8 protein-coding genes and 1 pseudogene are annotated in these 16505 nt (G+C 40.5%); 6 read left to right on the forward strand and 3 right to left on the reverse strand.

From position 1 onward, the window contains the following. Nucleotides 1-54 precede the first annotated feature (54 nt). Both IM797_RS14035 and IM797_RS14040 read right to left on the reverse strand, forming a co-directional pair. Nucleotides 55-1719 carry a RagB/SusD family nutrient uptake outer membrane protein gene (locus IM797_RS14035; protein WP_194127777.1) on the reverse strand — a complete coding sequence of 555 codons (1665 nt, stop codon included), beginning with the start codon at nucleotides 1717-1719 and terminating at the stop codon, nucleotides 55-57. Nucleotides 1720-1730: 11 nt separating this feature from the next. After that, nucleotides 1731-4922 (reverse strand): TonB-dependent receptor, encoded by a 3192-nt coding sequence (locus IM797_RS14040; protein ID WP_194127778.1) that lies wholly within the window; start codon nucleotides 4920-4922, stop codon nucleotides 1731-1733. A 365-nt stretch (nucleotides 4923-5287) separates the two neighbouring features. Here IM797_RS14040 and IM797_RS14045 point away from each other — a divergent pair, with 365 nt between their 5' ends. From IM797_RS14045 to IM797_RS14060, 4 genes are read left to right on the forward strand one after another with little or no spacing between them, the layout of a single operon-like run. Further along, the gene (locus tag IM797_RS14045; RefSeq protein WP_194127779.1) at nucleotides 5288-7990 is read left to right on the forward strand and encodes a glycoside hydrolase domain-containing protein; all 2703 of its coding nucleotides are present in this window, start codon (nucleotides 5288-5290) and stop codon (nucleotides 7988-7990) included. A gap of 22 nt (nucleotides 7991-8012) precedes the next feature. Next, the gene (locus IM797_RS14050) at nucleotides 8013-10175 is read left to right on the forward strand and encodes a right-handed parallel beta-helix repeat-containing protein (RefSeq protein ID WP_194127780.1); all 2163 of its coding nucleotides are present in this window, start codon (nucleotides 8013-8015) and stop codon (nucleotides 10173-10175) included. Nucleotides 10176-10183: 8 nt separating this feature from the next. Further along, nucleotides 10184-10828: a carbohydrate-binding family 9-like protein gene (locus tag IM797_RS14055; RefSeq protein WP_194127781.1), complete on the forward strand. Its 645-nt coding sequence runs from the start codon at nucleotides 10184-10186 to the stop codon at nucleotides 10826-10828. A gap of 55 nt (nucleotides 10829-10883) precedes the next feature. Further along, entirely contained in the window at nucleotides 10884-11792 is a 909-nt protein-coding gene (locus IM797_RS14060) for a class I SAM-dependent methyltransferase (protein WP_194127782.1), read from the forward strand. Nucleotides 11793-11819: 27 nt separating this feature from the next. Here IM797_RS14060 and IM797_RS14065 read toward each other — a convergent pair whose 3' ends face one another. Next, nucleotides 11820-12902, reverse strand: coding sequence for a substrate-binding domain-containing protein (locus tag IM797_RS14065; protein WP_194127783.1), 1083 nt, complete (start codon nucleotides 12900-12902; stop codon nucleotides 11820-11822). A gap of 440 nt (nucleotides 12903-13342) precedes the next feature. On the opposite strand from IM797_RS14065, the pseudogene IM797_RS28725 reads away from it, so the two are divergent. Both IM797_RS28725 and IM797_RS28730 read left to right on the forward strand, forming a co-directional pair. Then, nucleotides 13343-14347, forward strand: a pseudogene (locus IM797_RS28725) (DUF5107 domain-containing protein); the annotation flags it as partial. A 1236-nt stretch (nucleotides 14348-15583) separates the two neighbouring features. Further along, complete coding sequence (locus tag IM797_RS28730; protein ID WP_370583087.1) at nucleotides 15584-16501, forward strand: tetratricopeptide repeat protein; 918 nt, start codon at nucleotides 15584-15586, stop codon at nucleotides 16499-16501. The last annotated feature ends 4 nt before the right edge of the window (nucleotides 16502-16505 follow it).

Raw genomic sequence — 16505 nt, forward strand, 5'->3', positions numbered from 1 at the left:
CAGGACACTCTCGGTATCAATTGTGTGTATAAAAAACTTTAATGCGACTATTTCTTATTTATAACCCGGGTTTTGTGCCAGTGTTGCGCCCACGTTTCTATCTATCGCGGTTTGCGGTATTGGCATCAGGTTATTATATTGCTGGACAGAAGCGGCTGACTCTGGTGATCCAAATCGTTTGGTGCGATCATATACCAAACCTAATCGGGTTAGGGTCAGCATTCTGAATTCTTCACCGAACAATTCGCGCGCACGTTCATCTAGTATATAATCGATATTCACATCAGCAGCAGCAACAGGCGTAGCAATAGCACGTCCCCTAACTGCATTTAAATCATTTGCAGCTAAATCGGTGCGGCCTTTATTTAAATAAGCCTCTGCTCTTAAAAAGTAAGTTTCAGGTAAGCGGATCACATAGAAATTTCTCACATAGCCGTTATCAGGAACTGCATTGATGTGCTTATCCGTTCCAAATTTGGCCCAGTTTGGATAAACAAACAACATCGTATCCTCACGGGTAGTCAGGTAAGATTTAGGAATAAGATCTTTCTTTTTAAAGATCACCACTCCATTCCCGTCTTTAATATCTGCACCAAAGTAGTACTTACGTTTGATATTGACTTCATTGTTTCTGATATCAGTACCTGAATTTTTCCAAATGTTATAATTGGTATAGTTGGTTGGTTTTACAAAACCTACACCCCGACCGCTTGTGTCGGTTGGTGTACCCGGATAACCCAATTTAGCTGCACCCCAATACTGGCACCACATCATCCTTTCGATCAATGGTCTTGTTAGCGTACCAGGAACACCCCCTAATACCGGTCCGCCGGTTGCAGTTACCGCAAATTGTGCATTCCAGATACTTTCATTATTACCTGTCTGGGTATTTTGATTACCCATCACAAACAAATCGTAGTAATAGTTTTTATCTGCCTCAGCTGCGCGGGCACCAAACCGTGCTTTTACCAAAGAATAATTACCATCAGTTCCGTCAATAACGCGTGTTGCAGCGGCAATCGCACCATCATAATCTTTTAAGCTGATGTTAACTTCTGCCAGTATATGGTCAGCTGCCGCTCTTACTACTCTTCCTGGTTGCGTAGTTGTTAAAGGGAGATTGGCCGCAGCATAGATTAGATCAGCCTGTGCAAATTTATATACTTCATCCCTGGTATTACGTACATAATCAACCTTCGCTTCGGTAACAGGTGCATCAACGATAGGCACACCACCAAATGCATTGGCCAGGTTACGGTAAGCAAATCCCCTGAAATAACGAGCTTCAGCGATTGCTGCATTTTTAGCGGCATCACTTGGCCAAACTACCGCTGGATTAGCCGCTCCGGCAATTAAAGTATTCGCTACTTTAATCAGCGTATATTGCCAACTCCACCAGTCACCGGAAAAGTTATCTGTTCCATTAACAATGCTCCAATTGTTATATTTTGATGTAGGGTCACGTGGATCAAAACATACATCTGTACCCAAACCTAAAATCCATGCATCTTTAGTCTGATCTGCCGAACAGTAAAACAATTGTATGTAATGGTACATGGAAGCGCTCATTACAGAAAACTGTGCGGGATTTAATAATGAGTTACTTTCATCCAGGGCCTTTTGATTTTCAGTTAAAAAATCTTTATCGTTTTTGCAGGAAGCCATGCTCAATACCATGACTGCTACAATTGCCGTTATTATATTTTTATACGTTTTCATATTTAATAAAATTAAAAGCCAACATTTAAACCAAATGTAAAAGCACGCATGATCGGTTGTGATTTATTAACTGCATTATTTGAAGAACCACCGTTACCACCGATCTGTGCTCCATTCGCAGGATCAAGACCTGTCCAGCCTGTTAATGTAAATAGATTGGTTCCGCTTACATAAGCTTTAAGATTTGCGATCTTCAACTTATCTGTAATGTCTTTTGGGAACAGGTAACTAAGCGAAGCATTTTGCAACCTAACGAATGTTCTGGATTGATAAAAACCATACTGAAGTGGGTTGCCATAGTTTGGTCTAGGGTATTTATCACTTGGATTATCAGGAGTCCAGTAAGGCAGGTTGAGCCAGTTTCCAATGGTAACAGCACCTGGATTTAATCCTCTTAAATTCGTTGACATAAAGAAATTATCCTTACCACCGCCAAATATTCCATTTAAGCTAAAGAACAGCTGAAAATTTTTATAAGTAAAGGTATTGGATAAGTTCATGTTAAAATTCTCTTTTCCATAACCGATGATCGAGCGGTCGGCAGCAGTTATTTTTCCATCAGGAGTACCATCCGGACCACTAATATCTCTAAACTTAACATCGCCAGCAAGCGCTCCGTTAGCAGCTATATAAGCTGCATCTGAACTTTGAACGATACCATCAAAAGTATAATCATAAATCGCACCTAAAGATTTTCCGATAAACAGACTATTACCTGTATCGTCATCTTCTTTTCCGGTTAATGGATTGATTTTATAGTTTAAGTGCACCAATTTATTCCTGTTCATCCAGAAAGCAAATCCACTTTCCCATTTAAATCCGTTTTCGAATTTAAGGTTAATGGAATTTATGGTTACCTCAATACCTTTATTATCTACTTGACCAAGGTTATCCTGAACCACATCATAACCTGTGATATTTGGTATCGCACGTGTAATTAGCTGATCCTTTGTTGAACTTTTATATGCCTCAATCGAACCCCACAACCTGTTATTCAGGAGACTAAAATCAATTCCAAGATTGAAGGCTGAAGTTTTTTCCCAGGTTAAGTTTTTGTTACCCAATTGAGAAGGGAAAGTATATTGATAAGAAGTGGGACCAAATACCACATATCCCGGGCTCGGATAGCCGGATGTACCAACTGCAGAACCTACTGTAGCTTGTGTTTTATATGGCGATATTCCCTGATTACCAGTCCGTCCATAAGATGCCCTGATTTTAAGATTATTGATAACAGTGAGGCTTTTCATGAAACCCTCTTCACTTAAAGCCCAGGCGACAGAAGCACCAGGGAAGTTTCCGAATTTCCTACCGGGAACAAATGCGGAATATCCATCTCTTCTGAAGTTAAAAGTAGCAAAATATCTGCTTTTATAATTGTAGTTTAACCGGCCGATATAGCCCACATTGGTGAAACTACTGTAATTGCTGTTAGACCTTTGGGTAGTCGCATTATTTAATCCGTAAATACCTAAAATTGAAGATCCGAAAGAAGCATAGTCAGTTCCTGTGGCACTAAGTTCTTCTGTTTTACTTTCATCACGGGTATAACCAACCAAGGCATCAAGATGATGATCTCCGAATTGACGATCGTAAGTCAAGATATTATCAAACAAATAAGTAAGTGTGGTTCCATTCATTTTATTGCCGTAAGCATTGGCTAGAAACTGGGATGGATTAGCAATATTTCCAGGCAATAAGGTATTCACCTCACCTGACTCATGGTGGAAGTTAGCAACATTGCTTCCTGACCTTTCTCCATTTACGCTTAAGCGGTAAGAGAGACCTTGTACAAAAGGAAATTTAATATTGATAAATCCTGTACCGCGCATGCTATAATATTTCTCAACGTTATCATCTATCGTTCCTAAAACTTTACTGCCTGCATTACCCCAATATGGGTTATAGTTTGAACCGTTTCCTTGTGGAAAACGTTGAAGCAAACCGTTGTTTGTTCCATCTACATATTTGTAACTATAAGGAGACAAATAGGTAGCCATGTACAAGTCGGCAGGAATACCTGAATAATCTCTCGAAGAATAATAGCCGTTAATACCGTAAGAAAGCCAACTATTTATGGTGTTTTCAACCTTTAAAGTAAGATTTGGCTTACTATAGTTATCATTTGCTAAAACTCCTTTTTGATTGATATAACCAGCTGAAAAATAATAATTTACATTATCAGACCGACCTGAAACACTAAGATCGTAATTTTGAACAGGTGCATTTTGCTGAATATCTTTGATCCAGTCTATAGTATGCCCTTCATTATAAGCCTGCAATTCTAATGGTGCAGCACCAATTACAGCCGCAACATTAGCTGGATTATTCCCCCTTGCCTTAGCTAGATCCGTTCTCCATTGAATGTATTGCTCACCATTTCTCATCTCAGGAACACGCGTCCAACTTTGTGTGCCATAGTAACTATTTAATGTCACTTGTGGTTTGTCAGTTTTACCACGTTTTGTCGTAATTAAAATCACTCCATTTTGCGAACGCGAACCGTAAATGGCAGCAGAACTTGCATCTTTTAGAATATCAAAACTCGAAACATCATTCATATTGATCTGGTTCAAGTCTCCATTAAAGATAACCCCATCCAATACAATTAAAGGATTTGAGCTTGCACTGATAGAGTTCTGCCCCCTTACAACAATATTAGGTGTCGCCCCGGCAGTTGTTGAAGGTCCAACGTTTATACCTGGCGTCCCCTGAATGGCTTCTAAAGGGTTAATCAGTGGCACTGACTCTTTAGGTCCACCTTCCAGTTTTACACTACTAACTGCCCCTGTCACATCCTTACGCTTCTGCGTACCATATCCTACAACCACCACATCATTCAATTGATTGGCAGAAGGAACAAGTGTTACGGTAATTTTTGTGCGTCCACTGATTTTAACCTGTTGGGTAACATAGCCCAGATAACTTACGGTTAACGTCGCATCGCTTTCTGTTTTCAAAGAAAACGCGCCGTTCACATCGGTGACAACGCCACCACCTGCAGAACTTTTAATACTTACACCGATCAGGGATTCGCCTTTTTCATCCAATACTTTACCAGTAACAGTGATGGGGGCAAGCAGTTTTCTTGCTGCGATAGCCGTACCGGATGTCCCCAGCAAGGCTATAAAAACAAAAGCAATCAACATGGTTGCGACTTTTAAATTTAAAAAACCGCAATTAAAGAGTTTGTTTTTTGTCATACTTCATGAGTTTAGAGTGGTTCATTGATTCCATTTGGTTTACATTGGTTAGTGTTTGCGATTAATCGCGTGCTTTTGGTACTTTAAGTCAAGAAACAAAAATGTGTTAAGTGTGCGAACACAGAAATACCTCTTGATACTTACACAAACATAATAAAATATTAATGTGTGCGAACACAATTTCGAAATTATTTTTTATTCCTCGTTTTTTGTTACTATGTTTGAATACGAAGATTTTTGATTTAAACACTGTACTTACACGGAAATCTTTATAAAAGCAATACTGGTAGTTTTATAAAACAATTACCAAAAACCACGACAACCAAGTATAAACCATTCGATTTGTTTCAATAAATCAAAATTTTATGAAAAAATTGCTATTCTCTTCCTTGATGCTCATTGCACCCCTGGCTTATGCACAAAACAAGGACAAACTGACCCATCCTATTGACGTAGATGCAATCAGAGAAACCAAACTAACCGGATACATCGGGTTGAACCCAACTGTGATGTCAAAACCGGCAACACCTGCGCAAGCCAACTCCTTTCTTAAAAAATTTCCAGGCAAAAAGTATTTTACATTTCCCGAAGGACATGAAAATTCGATCAGACTGTTAGATAGTTTACCTGAGAAATGGACAAGCTACAACACCGAAGCTCAGACAAACTTTAAAGGCAAAGCACAACCCGGAGAATATTACACTTTTCAAATTGGGGTTTATGCCAATGAAACGCCTTTAAAAAATGTCAAAGTAAGTTTTTCTCCGTTAAGCAGTTCAAATGGACAAGTCATTAAAGATGTGACCTGCTTTAATACAGGAGGTATCTCTTTTAAAGGCGAGCCATTTAGCAAATCGGTGCAACTGAAAGCAAAACATGTATTGCCGCTGTGGTTTGGCGTACAAATTCCGGAGGATTACAAGGGAGAGTTTAGAGGTCGTGTAGAAATAAAACCCGAAGGCCTGCCAGCAACATTTGTCAATGTAAGTGTAAACGTAAGCGGAAACCTAATGGTAAACCATGGCTTTAACGATGAGACAACCTTAGCAAGACTAGCCTGGTTAAACACGAAAGTGGGGTTGGACGATGGCATTACCAATGGTTTTAAACAGGTAACCAGAGCACAGAAAGATATCTCTATATTAGGTAGGACAGTCAAATTATCTGAACAAGGCCTACCAGCCGACATTCAGACCTTTTTTGACAAGAACAATGAATTGATCGTATCCCGGGGTGAGCCCATCCTTGCTTCTCCAATCAAATTCGTTATTCAGCAAAATGGAAAAGAACTGGAACTGAAGGCTGGCACCATTAAATTTGAAGATCATTTTCCGGCATCAACTCATTGGGAAACGAAACTCACCCATGGAGACATTACTGTAACTGTAAAAGGCCGTGCCGATTACGATGGATTTATAGGATACAGTGCAACAGTAAGCTCGGCTAAAGATGTCGCGATCGATGACATCAGAATCCAGGTACCGCTGCGCCCGGAAAAAGCAACCTATATGATGGGATTGGATAAAGAGGGCGGCTTCAGGCCAAAAGACTGGCATTGGAAGTGGGATGTTATTGAAAAACACCAGGACGAAGTATGGATGGGTGCTGTAAATGGCGGATTGAAATTGAAACTGAAAGGAAAAAACTATCAAAGACAATTGGTAAATCTGTATTATCCTTTTGGCCCACTCCACGAGCCTGAATCATGGGGCAACGGAAGCAAGGGTGGAATAGACATTTTTGACGAGAACCAAAGTGTGATGATCAAAGCTTATTCCGGCCAGCGCATCCTGAAAAAAGGCGAAACCTATCTTTTTGATGCTGAATTCCTGGTTACGCCATTTAAACTGATCAATAAAAGTATTCAGTTCAACGACCGGTATTACCATTCTGACATTGATACCACCAGCAATACGATCAAACTGGCATTGGAACATGGTGCAAACATCATTAACGTGCACCATAAAAAAGACATCTACCCGTTCCTGGATTATCCTTTTGCGAACGACAATACCCCAGATCTAAAAGCTTTTATCGACAGTACACACAACAAAGGATTAAAAACAAAGATCTATTACACTACCCGTGAGATCAGCGTTAATGCTCCGGAATTGTGGGCAATGCGTGCATTGGGGGATGAAATCATTTATCCAGGACCAGGGATGGCTACAAGAACACTGGTAAATCCCAACGGCGTACACCCCTGGTTGGGACAAAACCTTAAAGAAAATTTCATACCAGGATGGGTGGCCACGTTTACTTCAGGAAAATATAAAGGCCGTCAGGATCTTGCGATCCTAACAAGACCAGACTCCAGGTTAAATAACTTCTTTTTAGGCGGCATGGAATGGATGTGCAAGGAATTGCAAATCGACGGCATATATATGGATGATCTTGCACTTGACAGGGAAACCATGCAGCGCACCCGTAAAATCCTGGAGCGCGAAAGACCTGGAGGAAAAATTGACATGCACACCTGGAATCACTATAATAAGTATGCAAAATGGGCTTCTTCTCTGAATTTATACATGGATATGTTACCATATATTGACCATTTATGGGTTGGAGAAGCAAGAGATTATAACAAATCTGCAGACTACTGGCTGATTGAAGTCAGCGGTGTCCCTTTCGGCTTATCGTCACAAATGCTGAATAAAGGCGGAAATCCATGGAGAGGAATGGTGTTTGGGATTACCAATAGGTTAGGTTGGTTTAAAGCAAAAACTCCGGAGCACATCTGGAAGTTCTGGGATGACTATCAAATTGAACGCAAACAGATGATTGGCTTCTGGAATGACGAAATTCCGGTAAAAACAAACAATCCTAAAACAGAAGCTACGATTTACAAAGGTAAAGACGAGGTCATCATTGCAGTAGCCAACTGGACTTCGGACCCGCAAAAATGCAAACTCAATATCGACTGGAAATCACTGGGCCTTTCTCCGGATCAGATTACAGCAGAGATTCCTGAAATTATTGAATTCCAGGAAGCACGCAAAATAGATGTTACCAAGGAAATCGAATTAGAAGGAGAAAAAGGATTTCTGATCGTTATTAAAAGAAAATAGCCAACCAGTTAAAACCAACATAATGACTGTAAATTCATTAAAAAAGGGCATGATAGGCTTGGCTTTGCTGAGCGCATCAGCTGTATGCAGCTATGCTCAGCAATCCATAAAAATATATGTTTCGCCAAAGGGCAAAGCACAAGGTACCGGGACGCTTCAAAGCCCGGTATCCGATATTGCAAAGGCACTCAAAACAGCCAATGCAGCCAGTAAGAAATCCAACAGGCCCATAGAAATCATTTTACGCGGCGGAGTATATCCAATAACGAATACGTTAGAAATCGTACAGGACAAGACCTGGTCTTCCAGAGTCCCCTTAACAATTAAAGCCTATAACAAAGAGCAGCCCGTTATTCATGGCGGAAGGATAGTTTCATCCAATTTAATCCAGCCGGTATCTGACCCTAGCTATCTGAGCCGCTTTTTACCTGAAATACGAAATAAAATCAGGCAGGTGGATTTAAGAAAAGCGGGAATCAAAAGCATTGGAAAGTTGAGAATGACCGGTTTTACACGCCCCTTTGCTCCTGCTCCACTGGAAATATTTACCAATGACGAGCCAGGAAAGATAGCAAGATGGCCAAACAAAGGTTCAGTACCTATATATTCAGTATTGGACACGGGCTCCATTCCAAGATGGGGCGACTCGACTAACCGTGGTGGAACATTTACTTACAAAGACATCAACCGCCCGAACCGGTGGAAAGAACCTGCCAAAGTATGGATTGCGGGCTTTTTCATGTGGGGATATGCAGATGATGCCGTTCCGCTGAAAAGCATCGATACCCTTAAAAAAACCATCACAACCTTAAGGCCCCATGCTTATGGTTTTGGCAGCGGAAAGCCCTGGAGGGCCTGGTATGCCTACAATTTACCGGAGGAAATAGATTTACCCGGGGAATACTATGTAGATACGGAAACTAAAATGCTCTATTTTCTACCTCCGGATAACTTAAAAAAGCTGGAAATATCAGAACTCGAAACGCCATTATTGGCCATCGACGATGTCAAAAACATTAAAATCAACAACCTGAACTTTACCTGTAGCCGGGGCATTGGCATCACCATGGAAAGAACAGACAATGTAATTATCGATGGCTGTAAATTTACAAACCTGGGCATGGTTGGTGTTTTTATGGGAAAAGGAGTCGAGGCAGAATCGGATAACCTGAGTGTATTTGCTGTAAAACCAGTATCCAGGGGCATTGGAAGTTTAGTCCAATATGTTTATGACCATACCGTATTTGATCGCGAAGCCGGCAAAAACAACGGCATCATCAATTGCGAAGTCTACAATACCGGCTCGGGAGGTTTCTTAATCAGTGGCGGAAACAGGTTAACTTTAGAACCAGGTAACAATTACATTAAAAACTGCAGCATCCACGACTTTAACCGCATTGAACGTTCGTACAGACCTGGCATATGGATTACCGGTGTTGGGAACCGGATTTCGAACTGTGACATTTACAACGCGCCTTCTTCGGGCGTCATGTTACATGGCAATAACCATGTGGTAGAATACAATAACTTTCACCACCTGGTGATGGATTCTGATGACATGGGCGCTCTGTATTTTGGGCGAAACCCTTCAGAACGCGGACAGATTGTGAGATACAACTACTTTCATCATATTGGTGGCGAACACAAAACCATGGCTGTTTACCACGATGATGGCGCATGTGGAATGGAAGTTTATGACAATGTTTTTTTCAAAGCAGGAACTGTTGCCGGATTTATTGGAGGAGGAAGGGACAACCCTTATCACAACAACATTTTTATTGAAACCAAATATGCAGCCCACATTGACGACAGACTGAAACACTGGGCCAAAGCTATGCTGGTTAAAGATGGTACTTTTCAAAAAAGACTAGAAGCTGTTAACTATAAAAATCCACCTTACGCTACGCAATATCCGCACCTGCCGGGTTATTTTGAAGATAATCCTGAGCTACCTAAGCGCGATACTTTTTACAGGAATCTATTGGTAAAAATGCCCAAAAGAGTGGAAGGCAAAGAAGAATGGTTGCCTTTTACAGAAAGCAATTACGAAACCAATGAAGATCCGGGATTTGAAAACTATGCTGCAGAAAACTTTAAATTACGGAAAGATGCGATCGTATGGGATAAGATTCCGGGGTTTAGAAATATTCCCTTTGAAAAAATCGGCTACAAAAAAGTTAATTAACCAGACAAATGACAACACTTCAAGTTGAATATCTGGCACACGTCAGCAGCAATACGGATCCCTTTGAGGTATCCGTATTGCTTGACAAAATCAATCGTCAGCACATTGGCGAATATCCCTGGACCGAGTTTAAAGATGAAAATGTACAGGCAGACTTTGTCATTGCACAGGGTACAGACTGCTTGCTCCTAAAATATTATGTCCGGGAACCACACAGTAAAGCCACCTACCTTCAAACCAATGATCCTGTTTATAAAGACAGTTGTGTTGAATTTTTCCTTGGCATTGATAGTCCCTGGGAATATTACAATTTCGAATTTAACCATGCTGGCACTGGCTTATTGTGCTTTGGAACGGCTAAGGAACGACAATTTCTTAGTCCGGCTTTGGTTGAGCAGATTAAATATGCCAGATCCTTTAAAAAGGACCAATCAACAGACCTCGTTACCTGGGAACTCTGCCTTGTGATTCCGTTTTGCATATTTACTTTCCACAAAATCACTCAATTGTCCGGATCAACCTGTTATGCCAATTTTTACAAATGCGGTGACGACCTCCCGATAGTTCATTATGCAGCATGGAATCACATCAGTTCTGATACGCCTAACTTTCATTTACCTGAATTTTTCGGACGACTTGATTTTCTACATTAGTATTAAATCTCTTGGCAATTTGTCGTTTTTTTTATAACCTTGCTAAAAAAATTAAATGTTTCAAGAAGAAAGCTATAACAAACACGGTAATTGGTATAACAAACTGTTCCCGACAGAGGAGTCAAAAAAAGCTTTCTTACAAAAATTTAAAGATGCCGATCAAAATACCGTTAACAATTGGCTTCAAAAAATAAAATTCTCCTGCATTGACCCTTTAATTGCCCAGGCCGGACAAAGCTGGTTTACTGTTGGTGATGCCTATGGCATGGATGCGCATTACATCACAGCTCATGGAAATCAGCAATCTGCACACGCGAGCGACTTAAACAGTGATTTTTTGAGTGTAGCGCACAAGGAAGGTTTTATACAGGAATTTTCTGCTGAGAATGCCGAAAAGCTTTCTTTTAACGACAACACTTTTGATTACATCCTATGCAAGGAGACGTATCATCACTTTCCAAGGCCATTTATGGCAGTTTATGAGATGCTTCGCGTATCGAAAAAAGCTGTAGTCATCATTGAACCTCAGGATCCAATTTCTAAAATACCAGCACTTTTGTTTATCTCCAACATATTGGCTGCTATCAACGATAAATTGGTTCAAAAGTTCTGGAAAAACCGCTTTTCTTATGAACCTGTCGGGAATTTTGTATACAAAGTTTCAGAAAGGGAATTTGAAAAACTAGCAGCAGGCATCAACCTTCCCCTTGTTGCTTTTAAAAAAATCAATTCACATTTTTATTTTAAAGGTGCTGAAACGATGAAAGCCACGCCTGGAAACCTAAAATTTATCACCTTAAAAATTAAGAAAAAGATATTTGATATCCTTGTTGCTTTAGGTGTTTCCAGCAGCCAGGTACTGAGTTCCGTGATTTACAAAGTAATGCCCGATGAGCAAGAGCTGAAACGATTGAAGGATGCTGGATACCGTATTGTACAGATTCCTGTTAATCCTTACCTGTAAAGACAAAAACCAACAGGAATCTTAAATTTAAAAACGGTTGTACAACATCGATTCGTCAATGTAATAATTGAGGTTCTCTTTGGTGACAATATCAAGCGGAAGAAATTTAATCGCTGCAATGTCTTTTTTAAAGACCAGGTGATCTACCAGTTGATTGATACCCCAATAACCCTGTCCCAAAGGATTTTGATTAATCAGGAAACTAATCGCCCCTTTATTGAGGTAATGCAGATTCTGGGGAAGAAGATCATAACCGATGATTTTTATGTGGTTGATGAATTTTTGCTCAAAATATTTAGCGACCTCATGTGCTCTTGAGGTAGTTACATAACAAAACTGTAACTGAGGATTATTCTCAACAATGGCATCAAGCTGCTCTACAAACAGGGCATAATTCCTGAGATTCAATTCTGCCTTGATGAACTTATATTGGTGATTTAAATTATACTGATCAAAATAATGGTGGAGTCCCTGTTCTTTTTTAGTCAAGTGTAACTGGCTGGAATTGGCGATATCCTCATCTATATGGGCTATTAAAATCGTGGAAGGATTTGACTGACCGTAATGAATCAGTTTACCCGCAACAAGTCCACTTTGATAAGAATCCTGCCCGATATAACTTAAAGGATCAAATTCAGCAATCTGCGTATTAAAAAGTACAAAAGGTATACCTAACTCCTTCCAGGTTTTAAAAAAGGGTAAAACCTCTTCATAAAAAATAGGCGCCAATAAAATCCCGTCCGGATTGGCGCGGGTAATTTCCTCGGCCTTCTTTTGAAAAGAGCTGATGTCATAGGGATTAAACATATATTGAGTGACTTTAACCCCATATTGCCGCGCTTCTTTTGCTGCTTTTCCAATTCCTGCCTTGGGATCTATCCAATATGAATCATATTTCGGATCCCCGATCAGGGCCGCAAAATGAAAATCTTTTTTTGTCCCGAGCGCACGCGCCATTAAGTTTGGCTCGTAATTCATCTCCTCAATTATTTTGAGAATACGCTCTTTCACTTTCTCCGAAACATTTCCCCGATCGTGAAGCACACGATCGACAGTACCTGCAGATACTTTTGCCTTTACCGCAATATCCTTAATACGGATGTTTTTCATACTCACTTGTTTACTATATCATTCAATATGAAACAACCCTGCCTTTCTAATTATCTCATTTTGAAATCTGTAAGAGCGGAATCGTTTCATCAATTCTTTATTTTTTGGTTATCATCTTCAGGTATATGAATTTCATCATCAATTTACAGACTTGAAATCCGGCTATATACCTTGTAAAAATTTAACAAATGTATCTATTTAGTTTGTAAGATAATCATAAAACAGGGCCGTGCATTTCTATGAGATCAATTCAGTTCAAACGGAAATGTATACGTATCGCAAATAAACATATTTTTATCGGTTTATTCATAAATAAACAAACTGTGTCCGCACACATTATTTTTATAAGAAGCTTGTTTATTAATTTATTGTTGATTAAGTTTGATTGTATAAATACCATAGCACTTCCCTACTTAACGCAACTCAGTTAACAACAACGAATGAAAGAGATTAAAAAGCTTGAGAAAGCGATAATTAGAACAGAACAAATTGTCCTGACCACCTATCCATATAATGACCCAAGCCCAATTGCAGAATTTGGACGGCTATACCCATACAACAGGTTTGATGGTTATACAGATCAAAGCAGCGCGCAAAGCTGGGAAATGATCATTATGGAAAATAATTATATTAAGATCTGGATCAATCCAATGGTAGGTGGTAAAATATGGGGCGCAATAGAAAAATCGACCGGAAAAGAATTTATTTATTTTAACAACGCGGTTAAGTTCAGGGACGTAGCTATGCGTGGCCCATGGACTTCAGGCGGTATGGAGATCAATATGGGGATTATTGGACATACCCCTTCCTGCTCTGCACCTGTGGATTATAAAATGGTTGAAAATTCTGATGGAAGCGTAAGCTGTTTTATTGGCGCGACCGATTGGCCCTCCCGTACAGAATGGCGGGTGGAAATTAAACTCAATAAGGACGCTGCTCATTTTAGTACCAAAAGCTGGTGGCACAACAACAGCTGTATGCCGCAGTCGTATTACCAATGGAATAATGTTGGAATCAAAGCCGCGGGTAACCTGGAGTATATTTATCCGGGCAAGCAACGATTGGGCCATGATGGCGCGTCACAGAGCTGGCCCGAAGATGAACAAAACCGTAAAATTTCTTTCTACGATCAGAACGATCATGGAGAATACAAATCATACCATGTATTTGGATCATACAGTGATTTTTGGGGGTGTTATTGGCATGATGACCAGTTTGGTATGGGACATTCTGCCACGTATGACGACAAGCCTGGAAAAAAAATATGGATCTGGGGATTATCACCATACGGCATGATCTGGGAAGATTTACTAACGGATAATGATGGACAATACACAGAAGTACAAAGCGGCCGATTATTTAACCAAAGTATCGCAACCAGCTCTAAAACACCGTTTAAACACAGATCCTTCTTACCGTATAGTTATGACACCTGGGAAGAGCACTGGTTTCCGGTAAAAAACAGTGGTGGATTAACTTACAGTAGCCGGCAGCTTTCATTTTATCTGCCAACGCAGGTTTCTAGCCCACAAATTAACCTATGCGCCATTGAACCGATTAACCATACTTTAATCCTATTCAATAATAAAACGGAAATCTTAAGGAAAGAGATCCAACTGGATCCCATGCAGACCTGTACCCTGACACTTCCCATGGCTGTTCTTGCAGAACACCTGACAATAATGTTAGATCAGCAAATTATCTTCAACGGTCCCGAACAAAGTTATCCGCTCAAAAGGCCTTCTAAAATTGACCGTGCATATAATTTCAATTCGGCTCAGGCGCTCTACATCCAGGCAAAAGAATGGGAAAGACAGCGTTTTTTCGAGCTATCCCTTAAACATTATCAGCTCTGTCTAAAAAAAGATCCCTTCTTCATTGAAGCACTGTCTGGCCTGGCCGGACTATATTTCAAGCAAATGAGATTTGAGGATGCACTGGGTTTATTGACCACAGCTTTGTCCATTGACACCTATCATCCTGAGAGCAATTACTTATATGGATTGGTAAACGACCGTTTAAACAACGATTCTGATGCCAAAGACGGATTTTCAATAGCAAGCCAGTCTGTAGAATACCGGATGCCTGCTTTTAACGAACTTGCAAAAATGCTATTGAGAGCAGGACAGATTGATCAGGCGGAGACTTACATTGCGAAAGCCAAGCAATTCCAACCGGAAAACCTACAGGTCATTTACTTTGAAATTGTGGTCAACCGCCTCAAAGGCCGTACGGAAAAAGCACGTGAAGCCATTTATTCCCTGCTTAAAAAAGATCCGATCAACTACCTGGCCAATTACGAACTTGATCTGCTCAACCAGGATTCCATACGCCCAATAACAATTAGCGAACTTCCTTATGAAACGTATATAGAACTGGCGGCTTTTTATACCAATATCCACCTGTATCAAGATGCAATTCTCATTTTATCAAAATCGCCAGATTATGCTATGATTCATCTTTGGATGGCATGGCTGCATCATGTTTCCGGCGCTCCTGACGCTGCTAAAGCCGCATTGAAGCTGGCCGCAACATCCAATCCTGACTTTGTTTTTCCGCATCGGGAAGAAGACATCTATGTACTCAACTGGGCAGTAAATGAACATGCGGACTGGAAATTCAAATACTACCTGGCATTGGCCTATATTCAAAATCTGAAAAAAGAAGACGCTTTATTGCTGTTGAACGATTGTGCTGATCAACCTTCTTTTTACCCCTTTTATATCCTCAGGGCAAACTTAAGACGCGAACTTGGTCATCCAGGCAGACTAGGTGATCTCCAAAAAGCCCAGGCTCAGGCTCCGGATGAATGGAGGCCGATTTTAAGCCTATCCAGGTATTACCTGGAGAATGAAGACTGGACTGCTGCTTTATCTATTGTAAAGCAGGGCTATCATCAGTATCCCGACAATTATTATCTTGGCTTACAACTCGCGAAATGCTTAATGCACACCAAACAGCTGGATCAGGCCATTAGCCTGATGAACAATATGACCGTGCTGCCAAATGAAGGCGCATCTGAGGGTAGGAACAGCTGGCGGGAAAGCCATTTGTTATCCGCATTTAATGCCATTGAAGCAAAAGACTTTGATCAAGTACTCAAACACATCAGCCTGGCCAGAACCTGGCCAGAAAACATGGGCATAGGAAAACCTTACCATGTTGATGAAAGATTAGAAGATTTCATTCAGCTGATCTGCAGCACATCTGACAATGCGGCACAAAGAGCGCGGTTATTCAGACGCATTACCCATTATAGAGCCGAACACAAGCAAACACCCTATTCTTCTTTGGACCTTTTGGGTATTCTGCTTTTACGGGCAACCGAAAATCATAAAGAAGCCGATAAAATACTGGAACGCTGGAAAAAACTGGAGCCCGAAGCTTTGGCTTTGAAATGGGCCATTGCCTTCCTTGAGGAGAACCAGCAGGAGATTGACAGGCTCTCCAAAGAGAAACCACTGATCAAAGAAGCCTTTCCTTATGAAATACTATTTGAGGACAGATCTTTTAATTTTATAAAGAAATTATATGAACTGGGATTACTTGACAAAAGCACGCATGCAGTAAATAACGAGTTAACAAATAATTTGGACTAAAAAA

It is taken from the genome of Pedobacter sp. MC2016-24 (assembly GCF_015223055.1).
Taxonomy (GTDB): domain Bacteria; phylum Bacteroidota; class Bacteroidia; order Sphingobacteriales; family Sphingobacteriaceae; genus Pedobacter.